The 22,541-nt window shown below is 74.7% G+C and carries 18 protein-coding genes; 11 read left to right on the top strand and 7 right to left on the bottom strand.

All coding sequences use genetic code 11. The features are described 5' to 3' along the window. The first annotated feature begins 27 nt into the window (after positions 1 to 27). The 4 genes from BMW67_RS13130 to BMW67_RS13145 all read left to right on the top strand — a co-directional run bounded on the left by BMW67_RS13130 (position 28) and on the right by BMW67_RS13145 (position 7,904). Positions 28 to 1,998: an autotransporter assembly complex protein TamA gene (locus BMW67_RS13130; protein ID WP_072748019.1), complete on the top strand. Its 1,971-nt coding sequence runs from the start codon at positions 28 to 30 to the stop codon at positions 1,996 to 1,998. Further along, on the top strand, positions 1,998 to 6,239 hold the full coding sequence (locus BMW67_RS13135; RefSeq protein WP_072748018.1) for a translocation/assembly module TamB domain-containing protein: 4,242 nt from the start codon (positions 1,998 to 2,000) through the stop codon (positions 6,237 to 6,239). The genes BMW67_RS13130 and BMW67_RS13135 overlap by 1 nt, the downstream gene beginning before the upstream one ends. A 130-nt stretch (positions 6,240 to 6,369) precedes the next feature. Beyond that, a complete protein-coding gene (locus tag BMW67_RS13140; protein ID WP_072748070.1) occupies positions 6,370 to 7,233 on the top strand; it encodes an N-acetylmuramidase domain-containing protein in 864 nt (287 codons plus the stop codon). A gap of 44 nt (positions 7,234 to 7,277) precedes the next feature. Then, positions 7,278 to 7,904 carry a hypothetical protein gene (locus tag BMW67_RS13145; protein ID WP_072748017.1) on the top strand — a complete coding sequence of 209 codons (627 nt, stop codon included), beginning with the start codon at positions 7,278 to 7,280 and terminating at the stop codon, positions 7,902 to 7,904. 6 nt (positions 7,905 to 7,910) lie between these two features. Here BMW67_RS13145 and BMW67_RS13150 read toward each other — a convergent pair whose 3' ends face one another. The 5 genes from BMW67_RS13150 to BMW67_RS13170 all read right to left on the bottom strand — a co-directional run bounded on the left by BMW67_RS13150 (position 7,911) and on the right by BMW67_RS13170 (position 10,609). After that, positions 7,911 to 8,330, bottom strand: a complete 420-nt coding sequence (locus BMW67_RS13150; RefSeq protein WP_072748016.1) for a metallopeptidase family protein — start codon at positions 8,328 to 8,330, stop codon at positions 7,911 to 7,913. Next, complete coding sequence (hemF, locus tag BMW67_RS13155) at positions 8,321 to 9,238, bottom strand: oxygen-dependent coproporphyrinogen oxidase (protein WP_072748015.1); 918 nt, start codon at positions 9,236 to 9,238, stop codon at positions 8,321 to 8,323. The genes BMW67_RS13150 and hemF overlap by 10 nt, the downstream gene beginning before the upstream one ends. A 67-nt stretch (positions 9,239 to 9,305) precedes the next feature. Continuing rightward, positions 9,306 to 9,746, bottom strand: coding sequence for an NUDIX hydrolase (locus BMW67_RS13160; RefSeq protein WP_072748014.1), 441 nt, complete (start codon positions 9,744 to 9,746; stop codon positions 9,306 to 9,308). Positions 9,747 to 9,847: 101 nt separating this feature from the next. Further along, positions 9,848 to 10,171 carry a DUF6280 family protein gene (locus tag BMW67_RS13165; RefSeq protein ID WP_072748013.1) on the bottom strand — a complete coding sequence of 108 codons (324 nt, stop codon included), beginning with the start codon at positions 10,169 to 10,171 and terminating at the stop codon, positions 9,848 to 9,850. 153 nt (positions 10,172 to 10,324) lie between these two features. Then, a complete protein-coding gene (locus BMW67_RS13170) occupies positions 10,325 to 10,609 on the bottom strand; it encodes a hypothetical protein (RefSeq protein WP_245728533.1) in 285 nt (94 codons plus the stop codon). Between the two features lie 118 nt (positions 10,610 to 10,727). Between BMW67_RS13170 and BMW67_RS13175 the strand changes: the two genes are divergently transcribed. Further along, a complete protein-coding gene (locus BMW67_RS13175) occupies positions 10,728 to 11,714 on the top strand; it encodes an esterase-like activity of phytase family protein (RefSeq protein ID WP_072748012.1) in 987 nt (328 codons plus the stop codon). A gap of 562 nt (positions 11,715 to 12,276) precedes the next feature. Here the strand turns inward: BMW67_RS13175 and BMW67_RS13180 are convergent. Continuing rightward, positions 12,277 to 13,914 (bottom strand): acyl-CoA dehydrogenase family protein, encoded by a 1,638-nt coding sequence (locus tag BMW67_RS13180; RefSeq protein ID WP_072748011.1) that lies wholly within the window; start codon positions 13,912 to 13,914, stop codon positions 12,277 to 12,279. A 233-nt stretch (positions 13,915 to 14,147) separates the two neighbouring features. On the opposite strand from BMW67_RS13180, the gene BMW67_RS13185 reads away from it, so the two are divergent. Then, complete coding sequence (locus BMW67_RS13185) at positions 14,148 to 14,771, top strand: glutathione S-transferase family protein (RefSeq protein ID WP_072748010.1); 624 nt, start codon at positions 14,148 to 14,150, stop codon at positions 14,769 to 14,771. A gap of 349 nt (positions 14,772 to 15,120) precedes the next feature. On the opposite strand, the gene BMW67_RS13190 is transcribed toward BMW67_RS13185, so the two are convergent. Beyond that, complete coding sequence (locus tag BMW67_RS13190; RefSeq protein WP_072748009.1) at positions 15,121 to 16,194, bottom strand: DUF2855 family protein; 1,074 nt, start codon at positions 16,192 to 16,194, stop codon at positions 15,121 to 15,123. A 317-nt stretch (positions 16,195 to 16,511) separates the two neighbouring features. Here BMW67_RS13190 and BMW67_RS13195 point away from each other — a divergent pair, with 317 nt between their 5' ends. The 5 genes from BMW67_RS13195 (at position 16,512) to BMW67_RS13215 (ending at position 22,465) form a co-directional block, all read left to right on the top strand. Further along, on the top strand, positions 16,512 to 18,206 hold the full coding sequence (locus BMW67_RS13195; protein WP_072748008.1) for an AMP-binding protein: 1,695 nt from the start codon (positions 16,512 to 16,514) through the stop codon (positions 18,204 to 18,206). 130 nt (positions 18,207 to 18,336) lie between these two features. Beyond that, a complete protein-coding gene (locus tag BMW67_RS13200) occupies positions 18,337 to 18,831 on the top strand; it encodes a hypothetical protein (RefSeq protein ID WP_072748007.1) in 495 nt (164 codons plus the stop codon). Positions 18,832 to 18,889: 58 nt separating this feature from the next. After that, positions 18,890 to 20,674: a cation:proton antiporter gene (locus BMW67_RS13205; protein WP_072748006.1), complete on the top strand. Its 1,785-nt coding sequence runs from the start codon at positions 18,890 to 18,892 to the stop codon at positions 20,672 to 20,674. Positions 20,675 to 20,762: 88 nt separating this feature from the next. Then, a complete protein-coding gene (locus BMW67_RS13210) occupies positions 20,763 to 21,998 on the top strand; it encodes an SAM-dependent methyltransferase (protein WP_072748005.1) in 1,236 nt (411 codons plus the stop codon). Continuing rightward, the gene (locus BMW67_RS13215; RefSeq protein WP_072748004.1) at positions 21,995 to 22,465 is read left to right on the top strand and encodes a TrgA family protein; all 471 of its coding nucleotides are present in this window, start codon (positions 21,995 to 21,997) and stop codon (positions 22,463 to 22,465) included. The genes BMW67_RS13210 and BMW67_RS13215 overlap by 4 nt, the downstream gene beginning before the upstream one ends. The last annotated feature ends 76 nt before the right edge of the window (positions 22,466 to 22,541 follow it).

Genomic DNA, 22,541 nt, shown 5'->3' on the forward strand with positions numbered 1-22,541 from the left:
CCGGCCGATGAATCGCAAGGAGCGCGGATGAGCTCGTCCCTTCGCCGCCGCTGCGTCGCCGCATGCGTCATGGCCGCGCTGGCCGGCGCCTTGCCGGGCTGCGCGTGGCTTGGGGGCGACGCGGCGCCCGGGCTTGCGCCGGCCGCCGAGGCCTTCGAGGCGCCGCGCACCCAGGTGCGCTACGACGTCGAGCTGCGCGGCGCGCCGGACGACGATGTGGCCGCGCTCCTCGAGCAATCCCTGGCCCTCTACCGCTTTCAGGACGAGGGAGCGCAAAGCGTTGCCTTCCTGCGCCGCCGCGCCGAGCAGGACGCCGAGCTTGCGCGCAAGATCCTGCGCTCGCGCGGGTATTATGAGGGCAAGCTTGCCTTTCGCATCCTGCGCGGCGAGAAAGCCGCGTCCGGGGCCGCGCCCGCGCCGGCCGCCGATCCCTTCGCGCGCGAACCCGCCGCTCCGACCGAGGCCGGCCCCGCACCCCAAGCCGCGCCCCAACCTTCGCCTGACGCGCCCGAGCAGGTGCGCGTGCGCCTGCGCGTGAAGCCCGGCCGCCCCTTCATCCTTGCCGAGCACCGTTTCGTCGTCGTCGATCATGGCCAGGGCGCCGCCCCCGTCCCGCCCGACGCGGCGGCGCTGGGCTCGCCCGTGGGGCGGCGCGCGTTGGCCGCGCGCATCCTGGGCGCCGAGCAGGCCGCCGTCGCCGCCCTGCGCCGCGACGGGCGCCCCTTCGCCCGCATCGAGGGCCGCCGCGCCGTCGCCGACATGCAGGCGGCCCGCCTCGAGGTCGAGACCATCCTTTCCGCCGGTCCCGAGCAGCGTTTCGGCCCCGTGCGCTTCGAGGGCCTGTCGCAGGTGCGCGCGGACTACCTGCTCAGCTACCTGCCCTGGCGCGAGGGCGAGCCGGTCGACGCCGACAAGCTGGCCGAGTTCCAGAAGCGCCTCGCATCGACGAACCTGTTCTCGACCGTGGTCGTGCGCCTGCCGGATGGCCCGGCGCCGGACGGCGCCGCGCCGGTGATCGTCGCCGCCGAGGAAGGCCCCCCGCGCACGGTGGCGGCAGAGCTGAACCTGTCCACCGCCCGCGGCCCCGAGCTGGCGGCGTCGTTCGCCCACCGCAATCTGTGGGGCGCGAACGAGCGTCTGGGCGCCGAGCTCGATCTGGGCTTCGCGCTGCAGGCCCTGTCGGTCGAACTGCGCAAACCCCAGTTCCGCCGCGCGGGGCAGGAGCTGGCGCTGGGCGCTTCGGCGCGGCACGAATCCGACGACGCCTTCGAGCAATCGGCCCTGACGCTGACCGCCGGCGTCCAGCGCGCGCTCGACCCGCGTCTGACCGTGGGCTTGGGCGGGTTGGCCGAGGTCTCGGCGATCGACGACGGCGCCCGCCAGGAGGACGCCTTCCTGCTGGGCGCGCCCGCCTTCGCCCGCTACGAGGGGGCGGACGACCTGATCAACCCCACCCAGGGCTGGCGGGCCGAGCTCAAGGCCGCGCCCTTCGCGGGGCTGGTCGGCGGCCGCGCGGCGCCGTTCCTGGCGGCAGACGCGCGCGGGGCGGTCTACTTCCCGCTGGATGCGGGCGGGCGCACGGTGCTGGCGGCGCATGGGCGGGCGGCCGCGATCCTGTCGGAATCGCTGGGCGACGTGCCCGCCCCGCGCCGCCTTTACGCCGGGGGCGGGGGCTCGGTCCGCGGCTATCGCGAACGCTTCGTCGGGCCGCTCGATTCGGCGGGCGACCCGATCGGCGGACGTTCGGCGCTCGAGCTGGGCGCCGAGCTGCGCTGGCGCGTGCGCGGCGATCTGGGCGCGGCGGCCTTCGTCGATGCGGGTTCGGTCTCGACCAGCGTCTTTCCCGACTTCGCCGAGGGCGTGCAGCTCGCCGCCGGGCTTGGCGCGCGCTACTATTCGCCCGTGGGGCCGCTGCGCCTGGACGTGGCCGCGCCGCTGAACCCGCGGGACGCGGACGACGCGTTCCAGATCTATTTCTCGATCGGGCAGGCGTTCTGATGACCGTATCGCGCCTTGCACGCCTTTCTCGCGCCGCGCTCGTGGGCGCCGCGCTGGCCCTGGCGCCGCCGCCCCCGGCGGGGGCGCAGATCTCGATTCTGGGGCTGAAGAACTCGCTGGTGCAGTTCGCGCTCTCGCAGCTGTCCACGCCGGGAAGCCTCGAGATCACCGCCGAGGGCGTGGCCGAACCTGAGGACGGCGTGACCGAGCTGCGCGGCCTTGCGGTGGCCGACGCGCAGGGCGTGTGGCTGCGCGCCGAGGCCGTGGGCGTCAGCTGGAGCCCCTCGCGCCTGCTGTCGGGCGAGCTGGCGATCCGCGCCCTGACAGCGCGCGGCGTCGAGGTGCTGCGCCGGCCGGTCCTGCCGCCCTCGGAGGCGCCCGCGAAAGGCGAAGCGCCGCAAGCGAGCGGCGGCGGCTGGCCGCGCGCGCCGCTGACGGTGGTGGTCGATGCGCTGACGCTGAGCGGCGTGCGCCTTGCGCCGGGGGTGGCGGCGGCGCAGGGGGTGGCGTTCGACGCGCAGGGCGCGGCGCGCGACGAGGGCGACGTGCAGGCGCTGGAGCTGCGCATCGCGCGCACCGATGCGGTCGAGGGCGTGTTCGCCCTGCGATATGCGCGCGACTTCGCCGCCGATACGCTGCGCGTCGCGCTTGACGCGCGCGAGGGGCCGGGCGGGCTTGCGGCCGAGTATGCGGGCCTGGGCGCCGGCGCGCCCAGCCGTCTGAAGCTGGACGCCGACGGTCCGCTGAGCAACTGGCGCATGACCGCGGCGCTCGACGTCGAACGGGTGCTGAGCGCGCATGGCTCGGCGCTGGCCGATCTCGAGGCGCCGGTGCGCTTCGAGGCCGACTTCGTGGCCGCGCCCGGTCCCGACGCGCCGCCCGAGGCGCAGGCGGCCCTGGCGCCGCAGGCGGCGCTGGGGCTGCGCGTGGCCGAGGGCGCCGACGGCGTGATCCGCATCGAGCGCGCGCGCCTTGCGGCGCCGGCGCTCGACGCGCGCGCGGCGGGGTTCTACCGGCGCGCGGACCGGGGGTTGGAGCTTGACCTGTCGCTCGAGGCGCGGCGCGCGCTTGCGGCGCTTGTCCCCGGCGTGGATTTCGCGCGCCTCGGCTTCGACGGTCGCCTGAGCGGCTCCGCCGACGACCTGACCGCCAGCGGCGCGGCCAGGCTCGAGGGTCTTGCTTCGCACGCGGTCGATGCGGCTTCGGCGCGGCTGGAGGTGACGGGGCGCCTGCGTTCGCAGGACGGCCCGCAGGGCGAGCTGACGCTGCAGGGCGCGGCGACGGGCGTGCGCCTCGACCGGCTGACGCCCGATCTGATCGGACCGGCGCGGCTGTCGCTTCAGGCCGCCCATGACGGGCGGCGCGCGACGGTGAAGACGGCGCGCTTTTCCTCGTCGCTGCTCGAGGCGACGGCCTCGGGCGTCGTGGCGCTGAGCGAGGGCGCGCATGACCTGACCTATGCGCTCGACGCGCCCGACATTGCGCCGATCGCGCGCGCTTATGGGCGCGAGGCGGCGGGGCGGCTGAGCGCCACCGGCGCGCTGGGCGGCGCGGTCGGCGCGGCGCGGCTGACCGGCGAGGCGGTTCTGTCCGACGCCGTCGCCGCCGGGCGCAGCTGGGGCGAGGCGCGGCTGACCCATGACGTGACCATCGCCGAAGGCGTTGCGGGCCGCGCCGCGCTGAGCGCGCGCGGCGGGCCCATCGGGCCGGTGGACGCCGAGTTGCGCGGCGCGCTGCGCGGCGTGCGCCTGACGCTGGATGCGCTGTCGTTCGAGGGTTTGCGCAGCGCGCTCGAAGGGCGGCTGGACGCCGATCTCGACGCACGCCTGGCCGAGGGGGCGCTGCGCTTCGAGGCGCGCGACCTGTCGGCCTTCGAGGCCTTCGCCGACCTGTTCCCGCAGCTTGCCGGGGCGGGGCTGGGCGGCGCGGTTTCGGGAACGCTCGAGCTGAGCGCGCCCGAGGGCCGGCAGGCCGCGACGCTGCGCGCCCAGGCGCAAGGGGCCCGCGGTTTCGGCGCGGCGATCGAGGCGGCCGAGCTGGCCGGATGGGCGCGCGATCTGTTCGGCGCGCCCGAGGGCGGGCTGACGGCCAAGGCGCAGGGCCTGCGGGCGGGCGACGCGGCGCTGAGCGCGCTCGACGCCGGCGCCGAACTGGCGCAGGCCGACGGCGCGGCGGCGCTGACGCTGCGCGCCGACGCGCCCGATCTGCGCCTAGCCGGCGCCGCGGCGCGCGGCCTGCGGTTGCGCGCGCGGGCGGATGACGCGCTGGGCGCGGCGCCGCGGCTCGAGGTCTCGGCCGGCGCGGGCGGCGCAGCCATGGGGGCTGTGCGGCTTGGCCGGCTCGAGGCGCGGGCTTCGGGCGCGCTGGACGCGCTTGACGTGCGCTTCGACGCCGAAGGAGACGCGCCGCGGCGCAGGAAGGCCGGCCGCCGTCCGCTTTTCGCGCGCCTCGCCGCGCGGCTCGATCTGAGCGGCGAGGCGCCGGCCGGGACGCTGACGCGGCTCGAGGCGGGCTTGGGCAAGGCGCGCGCGCGCCTGCGCGCCCCCGCGCGGATCGAAAGCGCGGGCGGCGTGACGGCGCTGCGCGGGCTTGATCTGGCGTTGCCGGGCGGACGGCTCCGGGGCGATCTGGGCGCGGGCGCGCAGGGCGCGACCGGCGACGTGACGCTGAACCTGCCGCGCCTGGTCGAGGCCGCGCGCCTGGCCGGCGCGCCGATCGAGGGCGGCGCCCTGCGCGCGCGGGCCCGCTTCGACACCCGGCCGGGCAAGCCCTTCGCCCGCATCCGCCTGAATGCCGAGGGCCTCGATCCCGCCGGCGTCGAGGCCGAGGATGCGCTCGACGCCGAGGCGCGGCTGGACTGGGACGGAGGCGAGGCGACGGCGCGCGCCAGCCTGTCGGGGCGCTTCGGCGAGCCGGTCGTGCTGCGCGCGCGCGCGCGGGCGCGGCCGGCGGGCGTCCTGCCGGCGCTCGAACCCGGCGCCCCGATCGAGGCCCGGGCCAGCTGGAAGGGGCGTCTTGGGGCGTTCTGGGGCTATGTGCCGGCTCCGGCGCATGTGCTGGACGGCGATCTGGACCTGGATCTGGGCGTCAAGGGACCGCCCGGGCGTCTGCGCCCGACGGGGCGGCTGGTCCTGACCAACGGCCAGTATCAGAACCTTGACCTGGGCACGATCCTGACCGGGATCGAGGCGCGCACCCGTGTCGGCGGCGGCGCGGATCTGACGCTGGACCTGCGCGCGACCGACGGCTCGGGCGCGCCGCTGAGCGCCAGCCTGACCGTGGACGGCCAGACGCTGCGGGGGCGCCTGTCCGCCGACGGCGCGATCCTTGTGCGGCGCGACGACGTGACGGCGAAGGTCAGCCTTGACCTGACGGCGGCGGGGCCGTTGAGCGCGCCCCTGATCGCCGGCGAGGCGGTGATCGACCGCGCCGAGGTGCGGCTGGTCAACGCGCTGCCGCCTTCGGTGGCCGATCTGGGCGAAGTCGCGGTCAAGGGCGCGCCGCCGCCGGAAGAGGACGCGCCGCCGCCGGCCGACTCGGACGGCCCGCAGCTGGACCTGCGCGTGCGCGCGCCGGGCGGCGTGTTCGTGCGCGGGCGCGGGCTCGACAGCGAGTGGGAGGCCGATCTGAGCATCAAGGGCCCCGCCGCCGATCCCATCGTCGTCGGCGCCGTCGAGCGCCGCCGCGGCGAGCTGGACCTTCTGGGCAAGACCTTCGAGCTGACGCGCGGGCGCATCGCCTTTTCGGGCGCAAGGCCGCCCGACCCGGCGCTTGACGTCGCGCTTTGGACCGAGAGCGACGACATCGAGGGCGGGATCGTGGTTTCGGGAACCGCGTCGGCGCCGCAGGTGTCGTTCGCCTCGCGCCCGGCGCTGCCCGAGGAGGAGGTGATGCCGCGCCTTCTGTTCGGGACCTCGCGCCAGTCGCTGTCGGCCTCGCAGGCGCTGCAGCTGGCCACGGGGCTGGCGACGCTGCTCAACGGCGAGGCGGGGCTGCTCGACGGGGTGCGGGGGGCGCTGGGCGTGGACATGCTGAGCGTGGACCAGTCGGGCGAGGAAACCGCCGTGCGCGTGGGCAAGTCGCTGGCCGACGGGGTGTTCGTGGGCGCGCGCCAGCCGCTCGACGGCGGGCCGGCTTCGGTCGAGGTCGAGGTCGAGCTGTTCGACGGCGTCTCGGCCACCAGCGAGGCCGGCGGCGCGGGCGGCGCCTCGGTCGGGCTGCGCTGGAAGAAGGATTTCTGAGTCTGCATTGACGGGATGCTAACCATTTTCCGCTAAGTCTCGAGGCGGGACTCGCGCAGGCCGTTCGGCCGCCGCCCGCCACGCGCAAGGCGTCGGCATCGGTCCTGCATGGATCGAGAGGTTGGCGGACATGAACGCTTTCAAGGGATCGGCCCTGCCGATCCGCACGGACGCGCCTTATCGGGCGTTGGCCGACGAGCTCGGCTGCGAGGTCGCGGCCATCAAGGCGGTGGCCGAGGTGGAAAGCCGCGGCGCGGCCTTTCTGCCCGACGGGCGGCCGACGATCCTGTTCGAACGGCATGTCTTTCGCCGCCTGACGGGCGGCGCCTTCGACGCCGCCGCGCCCGATCTTTCGGCGCCGGCGCCGGGGGGCTACGGGCCGGGCGGCGCGGCGCAATACGCGCGCCTCGAGCGCGCGACGGCGCTCGACCGCGAGGCGGCGCTGCGCGCGACCTCGTGGGGGCGCTTCCAGATCATGGGCTTCAACGCCGAGCTGGTGGGCTTTGCGGGCGTCGAGCCCTTCGTCGCCGCGATGTGCGAAAGCGAGGCGGCGCAGCTGGCCGCCTTCGGCGCCTATGTGCGCGCCGCGGGGCTGGCCGGCGCGCTGGCGCGGCGCGACTGGACGGCCTTCGCGCGCGGCTACAACGGCCCCGACTGGCGGCGCAACGCCTATGACCGCAAGCTGGCCGCGGCCTATGCCCGCCATGCCGGCGACGGGAGGGGCGAAGGGCCGAGCGACCGGGCGGCGGGCGCGTTTCGCGTGCGCGGGGTGCGCGAGCTGCAGGCCGCGCTGGATTACCTGGGCGCAGATCCCGGCCCCGCGGACGGGCTGATGGGCCCGCGCACCGCCGCCGCCATCCGCCGCTTCGAGCGCCAGTGCCGCCTGCCGCCCACGGGCGCGCCCGGCCCCGCCCTGATGGCCGCCGTGCAGGCGGTGTATTTCGCTCTGGGCGGACCGGAGCGCCCCGAAGCGGCCCTGCGCGGCGCCGCGTGACCCTGCCCGCCGCGGCGCCCCCTGCAAGCAGAAAGGACCCTTCCATGCCCCTTGTTTCGCTGATCCTGCCCATTCTTTCCGCGGTGGCGCCTTCGCTGGTCAAGGCCGTGGCCGGCGACGACGAAAACGCGCAGGTCATCTCGCGCACCGTGCGCGACGTGGTGGCCGAGGTGACCGGCGTCGCCGTCACCACCGCCGAAGAGCGCGACGAGGCCCTGCGCCGCATCCGCGAGGACGCCGAGCTGCGCGCCGAGCTCAAGCTGCGCCTGGCCGACATCGCCCTGCGCGAGACCGAGGCCCTGCTGGCCGACCGCGCCGATGCGCGCCGGCGCGACGTCGAGCTGACCCGCGTCACCGGCCGCGTCAACGACCGCGCCACCAACATGCTGATCGCCGCCTTCGCCGCGGTGGCGGTGATCACGGTGGCGCTGATCGTGCTGAACTTCTACGTCTCGGCCGAGAACGACCGCTACATCGGCGCGGTGATCGGCTTCCTGACCGGGGTCGGGGGCATGTTCGCGCGCAACATCGGCACGGCGTTCGATTTCGAGTTCGGCTCGTCGCGCGGCTCGCAGATCAAGAGCAGCCAGATCGAGGCGCTGTCGGCGCAGATCGCGCGCGCGCCCGAGGCGCCGCTCGAGGCCTTCCGCCGGCGGCTGGCGGCCTCCTGAGCGCGGTCACTCCCACCAGCGGTCCACCTGGGCGATGTCCTCGTCGGACCAGCCCAGGTGGTGCGCGATCTCGTGCACCAGCACATGCGTCACCAGCCGCCCCAGGGCCACGTCGCCGCGGGCGATCCATTCGTCGAGGATCGGGCGGCGGAAGAGGATGACCTCGTCGGGCAGGCGCACGGGATCGTCCACGCTGCGCTCGGTCAGCGGCACGCCGCGGTAAAGGCCGGTCAGCTCCCACGGATCGTCCAGCCCGGTCTCGGCCAGCATGTCGTCGTCTGGCAGCTCCTCGACGCGGATGACCAGGCCCTCGCACGCGGCGCGCACGCCCTCGGGCAGGCGCGCGAAGGCCTCGCGGGCCATGCGGGCCAGGTCCTCGGCGTCCGGCGCGCGGGCGCCGGCCAGGCGCGGGCGGGTCAGGGCCATTTGGCGACGGGCGGCAGGCTCATGAGCACGGCGTCGGGGTTGTGCCCGGTCTCGAGCCCGAAGCGCGTGCCGCGGTCATAGACCAGGTTGAACTCGGCGTAGCGGCCGCGCTTGATCAGCTGCCATTCGCGCTCTTCCTCGGTCCAGGGCTCGCGCATGCGTTTGCGCGTCAGGGCCGGGAAGGCGTCGAGGAAGGCCTCGCCCACGTCGCGGGTGAAGGCGAAGTCGGCCTCCCAGTCGCCGGTGCACAGGTCGTCGTAGAAGATGCCCCCCACGCCGCGCGGCTCGTTGCGGTGGCGGATCATGAAATACTCGTCCGCCCAGGCCTTGAAGCGCGGGTAGTAGTCGGGATCGTGCCGGTCGCAGGCGGCGCGCAGGCGCTGGTGGAAGAAGGCGGTGTCCTCGGGGACCTCGACCATCGGGTTGAGGTCGGCGCCGCCGCCGAACCACCAGGCCTGCGGGGTCCAGAACATGCGCGTGTTCATGTGAACCGCCGGCGTGCGCGGCGAGCGCATGTGCGCCACAAGGCTGATGCCGGCGGCCCAGAAGCGCGGGTCGCGGTCAAGGCCGGGAATGGACTTGCGCGCGGTCAGGCTGGCGCGGGCGCGTTCGGCCAGGCGTCCGTGAACCGCCGAGACGTTGACCCCGACCTTCTCGAACACGCGCCCGCCGCGCATCACGCTCATCACGCCGCCGCCCCCGTCGGCGCCGTCCTCGTCGCGGCGGGCGGTGGGGGTGCGTTCGAAGCGGCCGGGGGGCAGATGGGCGTGGGGGCCCTGGTCAAGCTCGTCCTCGATCGCCTCGAAGGCGGCGCAGATGCGGCCCTGCAGCTGCTCGAACCAGGCCTTCGCGCGCGCCTTGCGCGCCTCGAACTCGGGATCGGCGTCGGTGGGGGGCGTTTGCGTCACGGGCGTCTCCTTCGCGGCTGGCCTGGCGATGTAGCCGCGCGCGCCGCCTGCGCGCAAGGGGCGCGGGTCAGAAGCGCGCCAGCAGCTCGGCCAGCTCGGGCTCGGTCACCACGCCGGCGGCGTCGCGCAGCGCGAACCAGCGGCGCTGGCGCTGGTGCGCCTCGGGCCAGTCTTCGGCCAGCGACAGCACGCGCGCGGGATAGACGATGACGCGCACGGCGCGCGGCTCGCCGCTCTTGAGCCGCTTGACCGCCGGGTAGTCGCCAAGCGGGCGGGGCGCGGCGAGGGCGATGCGCACGCCCGCTTCCTCCCACGCCTCGCGCAGGGCCGCGCCGGCTTCGCCGAGGCGCGCGATGGGCCAGCCCTTGGGCAGGATCCAGCGCCCGCCGCCGCGGCTGGTGACCAGCAGCCCCTCGCGGCCGCAGGGGGCCTCGCGCCAGCAAAGGGCGGCGATCTGGGTGTCGCGCGCGGTCTGGCCGCGCGGCTTGGCGTCGGCGGTGATCGCCATGGCGCCGCCCTCCTGGCGGATCGGAAATCGGTAAAGAGGATCGTCGCAAATGCGAGCGGGCGGCCGCACGGGCCGCCCATCGCGCAGGGTCCTGGGCGCGCTCAGGCCGCGATCTTGTCCGAGCCGCCCTCGGAATCGTCCGAGTCATGCTCGCCGCGCAGGGCGACCGAGGTGCGCACGCCCTTGGCGACGAAGTCCATCATGCCCTTGACGGTGCGCTCGTTGGGATCGATCCCGGCGCACATGAGAACCTCGCGCCCGTCGCGCGAGCGCGCCCAGCGGGCGATGGCCTCGACCCCGGTTCCGTTCTTGCGCTGGTCGGCGATGGCGTCGTCCAGAGCGGCCAGCACCACGGCTGCGAACATCTTGCGCGCCCGCATGCCCTGCTCATGCGAAAAAGACTGCTTGTCGGCGTCGTCGAACATCGCGCCGCTTCTCCTCGTGATTTTGAGTGCAAAGGATTACTGCGGCGCAATATGACGCTTTCGCGACGCCGGGGTAGCCCATGCGGCGCATGGCAGATATGCGCTCAGCGCATGGCTGGCGCGTTCTCGCAACGTCCGCAGTCTCTTGCGTCGTTATCGTGGCAAATTCTGCGAGCGAAGAAAATGCCTCAATGCGCCCATCAAGGCCGCCGCATGCGACATGTCGCCGCGCGCGCGGGCGGCGCGGATGTCGTCGGCGATCATTTGCGCGACGATTCGGGGGCCCTTCTCCTGATGCATCAGGTAGTCGGCCAGCGCCGCCGCGGCGGCTTCGGGAATGTGCTCATGCTCGGCGACGGCGTCGATCTCTTCGCGCGTCAGGCCGGTCATGCCGATGATGTCCTCGATCGAGATCATGCCGATTCTCCCCTTTTCCATTCCCATCATGCGCCTTGCCGGCGCGCGGGGCCTTGACCGGTGTCAAGCGGCGGGCGCTTGGCGCGCGGGGGGGCGGCGGTCTAGGCTGGCGCCGGATCCGGGCGCGAGGAAGGACGGCATGGGCATGCGGCGAGAGGCGGCGCTGGCGCTGGCGCTTGGGCTGGCGGGGGCGGCTGGCGCCTGCGCCCTGGGCGGGGCCGAGGGCGAAAGCGCGCGCCCGGTCGAGCTGCGCCTTGACGCGGGCGCGCGGGCGGTCTTCGCCGGCGGGATCGAGCTGCGCTCGTCGCGGCCGACCTTCGGCGGGCTTTCGGGGATCGAGGTCTCGGCCGACGGGCGGCGTTTCGTCGCCGTTTCGGATGCGGGCCGCTGGGTCGAGGGCGCGCTGGAGCGCGGCGTGGATGAGCGCCTGACCGGCTGGCGGCTCGAGATTCTGGCGGGGATGCTGGGCCCCGACGGCGCGCGCGCCGCCTATTCCGAGCGCGACGCCGAGGGGTTGGACATCGCCGCGCCCGATCTGTCCGGGCCGCGGCTGGTCTCGTTCGAGCGCGACCACCGCATCGCGCGCTTCGCCGGTCCGCGCGCGCCCGAAGAGCTGCTCTGGAGCCTGCGCGCCTGGAGCCGCATGCCCATCAACAACGGCTTCGAGGCGCTGGCCCGCCGCCCCGACGGCGCGCTGCTGGCGATCCAGGAGGCCGATGCGGGGCCGGGCCGCCAGGCGGCGCGGCTCCTTTTCCCCGACGGCCGCGTCCTGCCGCTGGCGCTGCCCAGAGAGAAGGGGTTGATCATCACCGGCGCCGATTTCGGCCCCGACGGGCGGCTTTACGTGGTCGATCGCGGGCTGAGCTTCTGGCGCGGCTTTCACATGCGCCTTCGCCGCCTGACGCTGGAGGGCGCGCGCGTGATCTCGGAAGAGGAGCTGGCGCGCATCTCGGGCGTCATGGGCGCGGACAACGCCGAGGGCATCTCGATCTGGCGCGACGGCGCGGGGCGCCTGCGCGCGCTGGTGGCGACGGACGACAACTTCAACATGCTTCAGCGCACGCTGCTGCTGGAATTCATCCTGCCCGAGGCGGACGCGCCGCAGGCCGGGGCCGGCGGCGGCTGAAGGCGCGCGGCGCGCAAGGCCAAGGCGCGGCCAGCCGCAGCGCCCGTCTCGCCAGGCGGTCGGGTCGGGCATGGCGGGCGGTCTCGGCGCGACGGCGCAAGGTCGTCCCGCCGCGGGCGCCGTGGCTGACGGGCGTCGGCAGGCTTGGACGGGGGCGGATGGCGCAAGCCCGGTCGGGGCGGCGGTTGGAACGAGGGCGGTGGGGGCGAGACGGGGAAGGGGCGGGAAGGGCCGAGGCGACGAGGCTTGGGACGAGGGCGCCGCGCGCGACCTGCGCCGCCGTTTCCCCGGCCCGTCGCCTGGGCCTTGGCCCGGACCCGTGGCGCCGGCCGCTCGCCCTTGCCCGTCGCCCCGGCACGTCCCGCACGCTCGCGCTGCGAGAGGGTGGGGCGGGCCGGCGCACCGGACCATCGCTTGGGCCCTTCGTGCCGGCCAGCCGCGCCGGCCCGCAGCCCCAGCCAGCCGCGCCGGCCCGTTGCCCGGCCGGCCGCGCCGGCCCGCCGGCCCCTCGGCGCCGGATGCCGCGATGGCGGGGCGCCTCTCGCGCCGCCCCTTCGCGCGGTCAGATCAGCGCCGCGATGCGCGCCGCGTCCACCCCCTGGGGCAGGGCGCCATGGGTGCGCCCCCAGTCGCCCCCCAGCCGCGTGCGGCAGAAGGCGTCGGCCGCCGCGCCGTCGCCGTGGCGCAGCAGCTCGGAGCCCTGCAGCAGCAGCGCCAGCCGCTCGGCGATCCAGCGCGCCTCGGATTCGTGCGGCCCGCGGCTCAGCGCCGCCTCGGCCTCGGCCAGCGCGGCGTCGTAGCGGCGGTCGGCGCCGCGCGCGCCGCGCAGCTCGCCCAGCAGGGCGTCCACGGCCTGCGGCGCGCGCGCCATGGTGCGCAGGATGTCGAGGCAGATGACGTTGCCCGACCCCTCCCAGATCGAGTTGAGGGGCGCCTCGCGGTAGATCCAGGGCATGGGGCTTTCCTCGACATAGCCCGCGCCGCCCAGGCACTCCATCGCCTCGTAGGCGACGACGGGGCAGCGCTTGTTGGACCAGAACTTGGCCAGCGCCACCGCGATGCGGGCGAAGGCGCGCTCGGCCGGGTCGCGCTCGGCGGCGTCGAAGGCGGCGGCCACGCGCATGGCCGCGGCCAGCGCGCCCATCCAGTCCAGCGCCAGATCGGCCAGCACGGCGGTCATCAGCGGCTGATCGATCAGCCGCTTCTGGAAGGCCGAGCGCCCGCGCGCCCACCAGGCGGCCTCGTCCAGCGCGCGGCGCATCAGCGCCGCCGGGGCGACGGCGGTGTCGAGGCGCGTGTGATGCACCATCTCGAGTATGGCGTTGACGCCGCGCCCCTCTTCGCCGACCAGCTCGGCCCAGGCGCCGTGATACTCGATCTCGGACGAGGCGTTGGCCTTGTTGCCCAGCTTGTCCTTGAGCCGCATCAGCTGGAAGGCGTTGCGCGTCCCGTCGGGCGTCCAGCGCGGCATCAGGAAGCAGGACAGCCCCTTGTCGGTCCAGGCCAGCGTCAGGAAGGCGTCGGACATGGGCGCCGAGCAGAACCACTTGTGCCCGGTCAGGCGCCAGCCCTCGCCGTCGCGCGCGGCGCGGGTGGTGTTGGCGCGCACGTCCGATCCGCCCTGCTTTTCGGTCATGGCCATGCCGAAGGTCAGCCCGGCCTTTTCCGGCGCGGGCCGCGAGGCCGGATCGTAGCGCCCCGACAGCGCGCCCCATTCCCACCTGGCGGCCAGCTCGGGCGTCGCGCGCAGCGCGGGCACGGCGGCGTAGGTCATGGTCATGGGGCAGCACACGCCCGGCTCGATCTGGGTGGACATGTAGACCATGGCCGCATGGGCCACATGCCCGCCGGGCGCGCCGCTCCAGGCGCGGGCGGCGTAGCCGCCCTCGAGCCCCCGGCGCATCAGGGTGTGATAGGCGGGGTGAAAGGCGACCTCGTCGATGCGCCGCCCGGCGCGGTCGAAGGGCCTGAGCTCGGGCGCGAAGCGGTTGGCCGCGCGGCCGTCCTCGACCGCCTCGGGCGCGCCCCATGCGGCGGCGTAGCGGGCCAGGGCGGGGGCCTCGTCCGGCGCAAGGCGCGCGACGGCCGCGCGCAGGGGGCCGTCGCCCTCCCACAGCGCGACCGAGTCGCGCGGCTCGGGCTGGTTGAAGACCTCGTGCGTGGCCAGATCGGCGCGGGGGCGAAGGGGCGCGGTCATCATCTCCTCCTTTTTGCGCAGATTGGGCGCGCGCCCCGCGCCGCCGTCAAGGCGGTCGTGGCGTCAGGCCCGGGCGCCGCGGGGCGGTTCGGGTCCGGGGCGGCGAGGGTCCGGCGCGGGGCGCGGCACGGGGCGCGGCTCGGGGCGCAGCTCGGGGCCGGGGCGGCGCGGCGCTTGCGCCCGGCGCGCCGGCGGGCATGATCGCAGGCCCAACGCCATAGCCAGGGAGCAGGACCATGATTCTATACGGGCGCGACCTTTCGCCCTTCACCCGCCGCGTCGCGATCTGGTGCGCCCTTCAGGGCCGACCCGTCATCCGCCGTCCGCTGATGGTCAGCGGCGAGGATTTCGACGCCCTCAAGCGCATCAACCCCCTTGGCCGCGTGCCGATCCTGCAGCTGGACGACGGCGCGACGCTGATCGAGACCTTCGCCATCATCGACTGGCTCGAGGACACGGCCGAACCGGGCGCGCGCCTTCTGCCCGAGACCGGCCTGGCGCGGCGCAAGGCGATGCAGGAGATCGCCTACGCCAATTCGGTCGCCGAGAAGGCCGTGGCGCTGGTCTACGAGCACAACCGCCGCCCCGAGCAATACCGCTGGCCTGAATGGTGCGCGCGGCTCGAGGGGCAGATCCGCGGCGGCCTCGAGGCGATGGAGGCCCACGCCCCCGAAGAAGAGGGCTGGCTGGGCGGCGCCACGCCCTATGGCGGCGACGTGGCCTTCGTGTGCGCCTACGACTTCATCGCCGCGACCAACCCGCGCCTGCTCGAAGGGCCGGCCTATCCGCGCCTTGCGTGGCTGTCCGAGCGCGCGAACCGCATGCCGGCCTTCGGCGACTCGCGCCCCGAGCCGGCCTGATCGCCCGGCCCGCCGGGCGCTTGGGGCGCGGCCGACAGGAAGGCGCCGGCGGCGTGGCGGGTTCGCGCGGGCGGGGGCGAGGGTTCGCGCCGGCGGCGGGGCGTCGGCGGCCGCGATCGCCCGCGCGGCGGCTCCGTCCGGCATGATCGCCGAGCCGCGACGGATGCGGGCGGTCCGAGCGCGCAGAGCGGGTCGTCGATCAGGCTGCCCGCGACGCCGCGCGACGCATCATCGCCCGCGCGCGGAACGCCGCGCTTGCGCGGAGGCGAGGGGGTGGGGCCGCTTGCGATCCGCCGCGCGCCGCGCCGCCCGCGCGTCGCGCAGGCGCAAGGGGTGGCGCGCTTGCGCTTCAGTCCAGCGTCACGATCAGCCCCTGGTCGGGGGCGACGCGGCCTTCGGCGGCCTCGGCCCAGGCCGCCTGCGCCGCCTCGGGGCCGTTGACCCGCGTCACCTTCAGCCAGCGGCGCGAGTCGCGCGCCAGCCGCTCCCACGCGCCGTGGATCTCGGCCTCGATCCGCTCGCGCCCCCACTCGGCGCGGCGCTTTTCCGACTGGCGCGGCGCGAAGAAGAATTCCGGCTTGGGGCCGGGCAGCGCCATGCCGGGCGCGAACTTGTCCCAGTGGCTGGTGCCCACCGCGATCGAGCGCGTCAGCGCGTCGCCCAGCCGCGCATGGACCGCCTCGCGCACCGGCGCCGAGCCGGCCATGTCCACGAAGACCGACGGCGCCTGCGGCAGCGCCTGGGCGATCTCGTCGTAAAGGACCACGCGCGCATAGGGGCCCAGCCCCTCGACGAAGGCGCGGTTGCCCGCCGAGGTCAGCCCCGTCACCTTGCGCCCCGCCTCGGCCAGAAGGCTGGCCAGCCCGATCGCGGTCTTCGAGCTGGCCGAGGACAGCACGAACGCCTCGGCGCCGAACCAGTCGTTGTCGCGCAGATAGTCGAACAGCAGGAACGAGGTCGCGTAGAGCGGCTGGAGCAGCGCCATGCGGTCCTCCATGTCCTCCTCCATCGGGGGCAGGGCGTCGAGGCGGCGATAGGCGTTGTAGATGATCGGCAGCTCGCGCCGGTGGGCGGCGCCGTCGAGAAAGCCCGCCGGGGTGACGCGCTCGGGCGCGGCGACGAAGGCCTGGGCCATGGGCAGAAAGCCGTAGACCCGCGCGCCCTCGGGCAGATCGGGGTGCAGGCTGCGCTCGACCTCGGCGAAGCCCCATACCGGCGTCAGGCCCCATTCCTCGTCCACCGGAAAGAACTGCCAGTAGCGCAGCACGTCGCCGCTGGCGGCGTAGGTGACGTTGTTGGCCGTCAGGGCGAAGCGCCGGACGCGCAGCCGCGCCTCGCCGGGGGCAAGGGGGCGCTCGGGCGCCGCGACCGCGCGGGTGCGGCGGATGTCGTCGCGGCGGGTCTGGATCTGAAGGTCGCTCATGGGGGCTCCGTAGTTCTTGCGGTTTCGCGGCATTCTGTAGCGGAACGGCGTTTCGCGAAAGCCCCCGCATGCGCCTTGCGCGGGCTTTCATCTTGACGTTGCGTCAGATTCGCGGCTAGCATTCCTGGCATCAGATACGCATGGCGCTCGCGTCATGCGCGACGCGCGGCCGAGTCGGCGGCGCACCGGGCCTCGGCCAACGCCGAGGTCCTATTTCTTGCGATCCCCTTTTCCAGCTATCTCGCGGCCTCGACCGTCGGCGCCGCTTGCGCCCGGCCCGCGCGCGGCTATGCTGCGTTGCGTCAAGGAGCGTGCCCATGATCGAGCTTCCCCGCCGCCCCGATTGGGACAGCGTGCGCGCCGACTTCCGCTGGCCGCGGCTGGCGCAGTGCAACATCGCCGAGCAGATCTGCGGCGTCTGGGCCCGCCGCGCCCCCGACCGCGTGGCGCTGATCTATCTGCGGCCCGACGGCGCGCTGCGCGAATACACCTACGCGCAGCTGGCGCGCGCCGCCGCGCGGCTGGCCAACGCGCTGGCCGCGCACGGGCTCGGGCGCGGCGACCGCTGCGCGGTGCTGCTGCCGCAGACGCCCGAAGCGGCGCTCACCCACATCGCGTGCTACATGCTGGGCGCGGTGGCGACGCCGCTCTTCACCCTGTTCGGCGAAGACGGGCTGCGCTACCGCCTTGCCGACAGCGGCGCGCGCATCGTGGTCACAGACGAGGCCAGCCTGCCCAAGATCGCCGCCATCCGCGACCAGCTGCCCGAGCTGCGGGCCGTCTTCTCGATCGACCGCCCCGGCCCCGGCGCCTGGGGCTTCTGGCAGGAGCTGGGCAAGGCCGCCGAGCTGGCCGCCCCCGCGCGCACCGGCCCGGACGATCCCGCCTTCCTCAGCTACACCTCGGGCACCACGGGCCCGCCCAAGGGCGCGCTGCATGGCCACCGGGTGCTGATGGGCCACATGCCCGGCTTCATCGCCCAGCACGACTACGCCCCCGCGCCGGGCGACCGCATCTGGACGCCGGCGGACTGGGCCTGGATGGGCGGACTGACCAATGTGATGATGCCCGCCCTGGCGCTGGGCATTCCCGTGGTCGCGCACCGCATGTCCAAATTCGATCCCGAGCGCGCCGTCTGGCTCATGGCCCGGCTCGAGGTGCGCAACGCCTTCATGCCGCCGACGGCGCTCAAGCTCATGCGCCAGGCCGGGCTGCGCGCGGCCGCGCCGCTGCGCTCGCTGGCCTCGGCGGGCGAGGCGCTGGGCGCCGAGCTGCTAGAATGGGGGCGCGAGGCCTTCGGCCTGACCATCAACGAGGCCTATGGCCAGACCGAGTGCAACCTTGTGCTGGGCAATTGCGCGGCGGCCTTCGCGCCCCGGCCGGGCTCTGCGGGCAAGGTCACGCCGGGGCACGAGGTGGCGGTGATCGACGCCGAGGGCCGGCCGCTGCCCGACGGCGAGACGGGCGAGATCGCCGTGCGCCGCGGCAGTCCCTCGATGTTCCTGCGCTACTGGAACAAGCCCGAGCGCACGGCCGAGAAATTCGCCGGCGAGTGGATGCGCACCGGCGATCTGGGCCGGCGCGACGCCGAGGGCTACTTTCACTTCGCCTCGCGCGCGGACGACGTCATCACCTCTTCGGGCTACCGCATCGGGCCGACCGAGATCGAAGACTGCGTCGCCGGCGATCCCGCCGTGGCGATGGCGGCGGCGGTGGGCCTGCCCGACCCGATCCGCACCGAGGCGGTGACCCTGTTCGTGGTCCTGCGCGACGGCGCCGCGCGCGACGGTCTGGCCGCGCGTCTGACCGCCCGCGTGCGCGAACGCATCAGCCCCCATGTCGCGCCGCGCGCGGTGCGGGTGGTGGACGCCCTGCCCATGACCGCGACGGGCAAGATCATGCGCCGCGAGCTGAAGCGCCAGGCGCTGGAGCAGGCCGCCTCGGCCGCCGGGCGGGGCGACGCGGGCGACGGGTGCGACGGGGGCGACGGGGGCGCCGCGCCGTCGCGCTGACCGCCGGCGCCCGCTGCGCCGCCGCCGGCCGCGCCGGGACCGGCTCGCGCGGCGTTAACCGGACCGCAATGCGCGCGCGCGCACCATGCGGGCGGCGGGCGCCGGGTCCGCCGCATCCGTCGGAGGAGTCATGCGCGCCGTCCCGCCCTTGCTTCTGGCCGCCCTTCTGGCCTTGCTTGCGACCGCCCTTGCGCCGACGGGCGCCGCGCTTGGGCGCGGGCGCTTGTCCCCTCGGCGGCCCCGCGACGCGCGCCGGTGCGGGGGGCTGACGCGGCCCGCCCGGGGGTCCGACGCTTTCCGGCCCGCGGCGGCTCTGGCGTCGGCGCTGGCGTCGGCGCTGGCGGTCGGCGCGGCACCCGCCGGCGCGGCGGCGGCCGAGCTTGAGGCGCGCCTGCGTCAGGACGTTCCCGCGGGCGTGTGCTGGCACGAGGGGCGCGAGTATTCGCCCGGCGCCGTGGTCCGGCGCGAGCTTCCGCGCGGCTGCACGCGCGAAGGCACGCGGCTGCTGCGCATGTCCTCGACCCTTGTGTGCGAGGCGGGCCCCGAAGGGCCGCGCTGGCGTCCGCTCTACGAGATCCCGCTCAAGAACGTCACGCGCGAGGTCGGACCCGATTGCGAGCCCTAGCGGCCCATGCGCGCCGCGTGTAACGTGCGCGCCGGACCACGGTGAGGGGGCGCGCAGCATGACCGACACGACCACGGCGATCGCGCTGATCGGCGCGCTGGGCATCGGGGCGCAATGGCTGGCCTGGCGCTTCCAGCTGCCCGCCATCGTGCTGATGCTGCTGGCCGGCATTCTGGCGGGGCCGGCGACGGGGCTCGTCAGCCCGCGCGCGCAGTTCGGCCCCGTCATCGACGCCGCCGTCGGCGCCGCCGTGGCGCTGATCCTGTTCGAGGGCGGGCTGACGCTGAACTTCAACGAGCTGCGCACCGCGCGCCCCGCCGTGCGCCGTCTGGCGGCGCTTGGCGCGCCGCTCGGCTGGCTGACGGCGACGCTGGCCGCGCATTGGGTGGCGGGGCTGAGCTGGGAGGTGGCGGCCGTGTTCGGCGGCGTGCTGGTGGTGACGGGGCCGACCGTGGTCACGCCGCTCTTGCGCCAGGCGCGGCTCGACCCGCGGCCGGCCTCGATCCTGCGCTGGGAGGCCATCGTCAACGACCCTCTGGGCGCGCTGGCGGCGGTGCTGGCCTTCGAGATCGTCGCCGCGCTGGCGGCGGCGGGCGGCCATGCGGTGCCCATGGCGCTGGCGCATCTGGCGCTGGGGGTGGCGATCGCCGGCGCCGCGGGCTGGGCGGCGGGCAAGGCGCTGGCCGCCGCGTTCCGCCGCGGCGCGGCGCCCGAATTCCTGAAGGCGCCGGCCATGATCGCCGCGGTGCTGGCGGTGTATGCCGCCTGCGATTCCCTGCTGCACGAAAGCGGGCTTCTGGCCGTGACGGTGATGGGCGTGGTGATGGGCAACGCGCGCCTGCCCTCGCTGGGCGAGCTGCTGCGCTTCAAGGAAGCGGTGACCGTGCTGCTGGTCTCGGGCGTTTTCATCGTGCTGGCCGCGGGGCTGGACGCGCCCATGATCGCGGCGCTGGACTGGCGCGCGGCGCTGTTCGTGCTGGCGGTGATGTTCGTGGCGCGCCCGGCGGCGGTGCTGGCCTCGCTGATCGGCACGAACCTGCCCTGGCGCGAGCGCGCGATGATCGCCTGGATCGGCCCGCGCGGCATCGTGGCGGTGGCGATCTCGGGCTTTTTCGGCGCGCGCCTGGCCGAGCTGGGCGTGCCCGACGCGCACATGCTGGCGCCGCTGGCCTTCGCGCTGTCGGCGGCCACGGTGGTGGCGCACGGCTTCTCGATCGGACCGGCGGCGCGGCTTCTGGGGCTGACCTCGACCGAGCCGCCCGGAGCGCTGATCGTGGGCGGCTCGCCCTGGAGCGCGGCGCTGGCCGAGACGCTGCTCAAGGCCGGGGCGCCGGTGCTGGTCGCCGACCGCAACTGGTCGCATCTGCGCCATGCGCGCGTGCTGGGCGTGCCCACCTATTACGGCGAGATCCTGTCCGAGCAGGCCGAGCACAGCCTGAACCTGAGCCGCTACGGCTGGCTTCTGGCCACCACCGACAATGACGACTACAACGCCCTCGTGTGCACCGATTTCGCGCCCGAATTCGGCCGTCGCAACGTGTTCCAGGTCGGCCGCTCGGACGAGGACGAGGGCGAGCGCGGCCTGCCCGTGACGCTGGGCGGCCGACCGCTGGGCGCAGGGGGCGACCATGCCGCCTATGCCGAGCGCTTCGCGCGCGGCTGGCGCTTTCGCCGCACGGCGCTGACCGAGGATTACGGCTTCGAGGACTGGCGCCGCGACCAGCCCGAGGCCGAGCTGATCGCCGTTCAGGGGCGCAGCGGCGCGCTGGCCTTCTCGGGGCCGGACGACCCGATCACGCCCCGCCCCGGCGCGGCGATCATCTTCTTCGGCCCGCCGAAATAACGCCCGCGGCGGCTTTTCGCGCGCGAATGTGGCGCTTTTTGCGAATTTGGCGCTAATCTTCGTCCTGTGAGGACAAGGGAGCGTCACGATGAGCGTGAAGTTGACGAGCGCAAAGGGGCAAGGCGGCCTGCCGCGGTGGTTCGGCGCCGTGTTCGGCGCGGTGTCGCGCATCGAGCGCGGCGCGTTGGAGTTCGTGCTGCCCGACGGGCGCGTGTTCCGCGCCCAGGGTCCCGAGCCCGGACCCGAGGGGCGCGTGATCGTGCGCGACGGGCGCACCTTCGCGCGGCTGTTGCGCGACGCCGACATCGGCTTCGCCGAGGCCTACATGGACGGATGGTGGGACACGCCCGATCTTCAGGCGGTGCTGGACGTGGCGCTGCTGAACAACGACCAGGTCGCCCGCCGCTTCAGCGCCGCCCCGCTGGCGCGCATGATCGAGCGTCTTCGCCACTGGATGAACCGCAACACGCGCGAGGGCGCGCGGCGCAACATCGCGGCGCATTACGATCTGGGCAACGCCTTCTACGCGCGCTGGCTGGACCCGACGATGACCTATTCCTCGGCGCTGTTCCGCGGCACGCAGGAAACGCTCGAGGCGGCGCAGATCAACAAATACGCCGCCATCTGCGATTCGATCGCCGCGCCCGAGGGGGGGCATGTGCTCGAGATCGGCTGCGGCTGGGGCGGCTTCGCCGAATACGCCGCGCGCGAGCGCGGGCTGCGCGTGACGGGGCTGACCATCTCGCGCGAGCAGCACGACTACGCCCGCCGCCGCATCCACGAGGCGGGGCTGTCCGAGCGCGTCGAGATCGTGCTGCGCGACTACCGCGACGAGCGCGGAACCTATGACGGCATCGCCTCGATCGAGATGATCGAGGCGGTGGGCGAACGCTGGTGGCCCGTCTATTTCGACGCCGTGCGCGACCGCCTGCGGCCCGGCGCGCGGGCCACGATCCAGGCCATCACCATCGCCGACCGTCTGTTCGACGGCTACCGGCGGGGGGTGGACTTCGTGCAGAAGCACATCTTCCCCGGCGGCATGCTGCTGTCGCCCTCCGAGCTGCGCGCGCAGGCGCGGCGCGCCGGGCTCGAGATCGTGGACGGGTTCGAGTTCGGCCAGTCCTATTCCGAGACCCTGCGCCGCTGGCGCGCGCGGTTCCTCGAGGAATGGGACGAGATCGCGCCGCTCGGCTTCGACGAGCGCTTCCGCCGCATGTGGGACTTCTACCTGGCCAGCTGCGCCGCGTGCTTCCTGGCCGGCACCACCGACGTCACGCAGGTCACGCTGCGCGCGGCGGGAGCGGGGGCGGGAGCGGGCCGATGAGCGCCCTCGCCGCGCGCGACCGCTGGTCGGCCGGGCGTCTGGTGGCGGCGGCGGGGCTGGCGCTGGCGGCGATGGGGGCGGCGAACGTGATGTTCCAGGTCGCGCCCCCCGCGCCGGGCGAGCCGGTGGGCCCGGTCTATCTGGCCGCCGCCGCCGCGGGCGCGCTGGCGGGCTGGGCGCATCTGGGCCGGCAGCTGGGGCGCGGCTTCGCCCATGCCATGGTCATGGGGCTGGGCGCGGCGGGGCTGGCGGCGCTGTATGCGCTGCTGGCCGGGGCGCTGCGCGACGTGGTGCATGTCTATTCCTATGCGGGCTTTTCCAGCGTCATGCGGCTGCTCGACTACATGGCGGTGCGGTTTCTCGAGCATCTGTGGACCTTCGCGCGGCCGCGGCCCCTGGGCGCGCTGGCGGTCGGGGCCATGATCGCCGGCGTCTTCGCCGAGCATTACCATCGCCTGTGGCGCTGAGAACGCCGGGGCGGGGTTGCTTTTGGCGCTGCAGATGGTATCGCCTGCCACGGCGACGGCGCGATGCGCGCGCCGC

The organism is Oceanicella actignis (assembly GCF_900111545.1).
Classification (GTDB): Bacteria; Pseudomonadota; Alphaproteobacteria; order Rhodobacterales; family Rhodobacteraceae; genus Oceanicella; species Oceanicella actignis.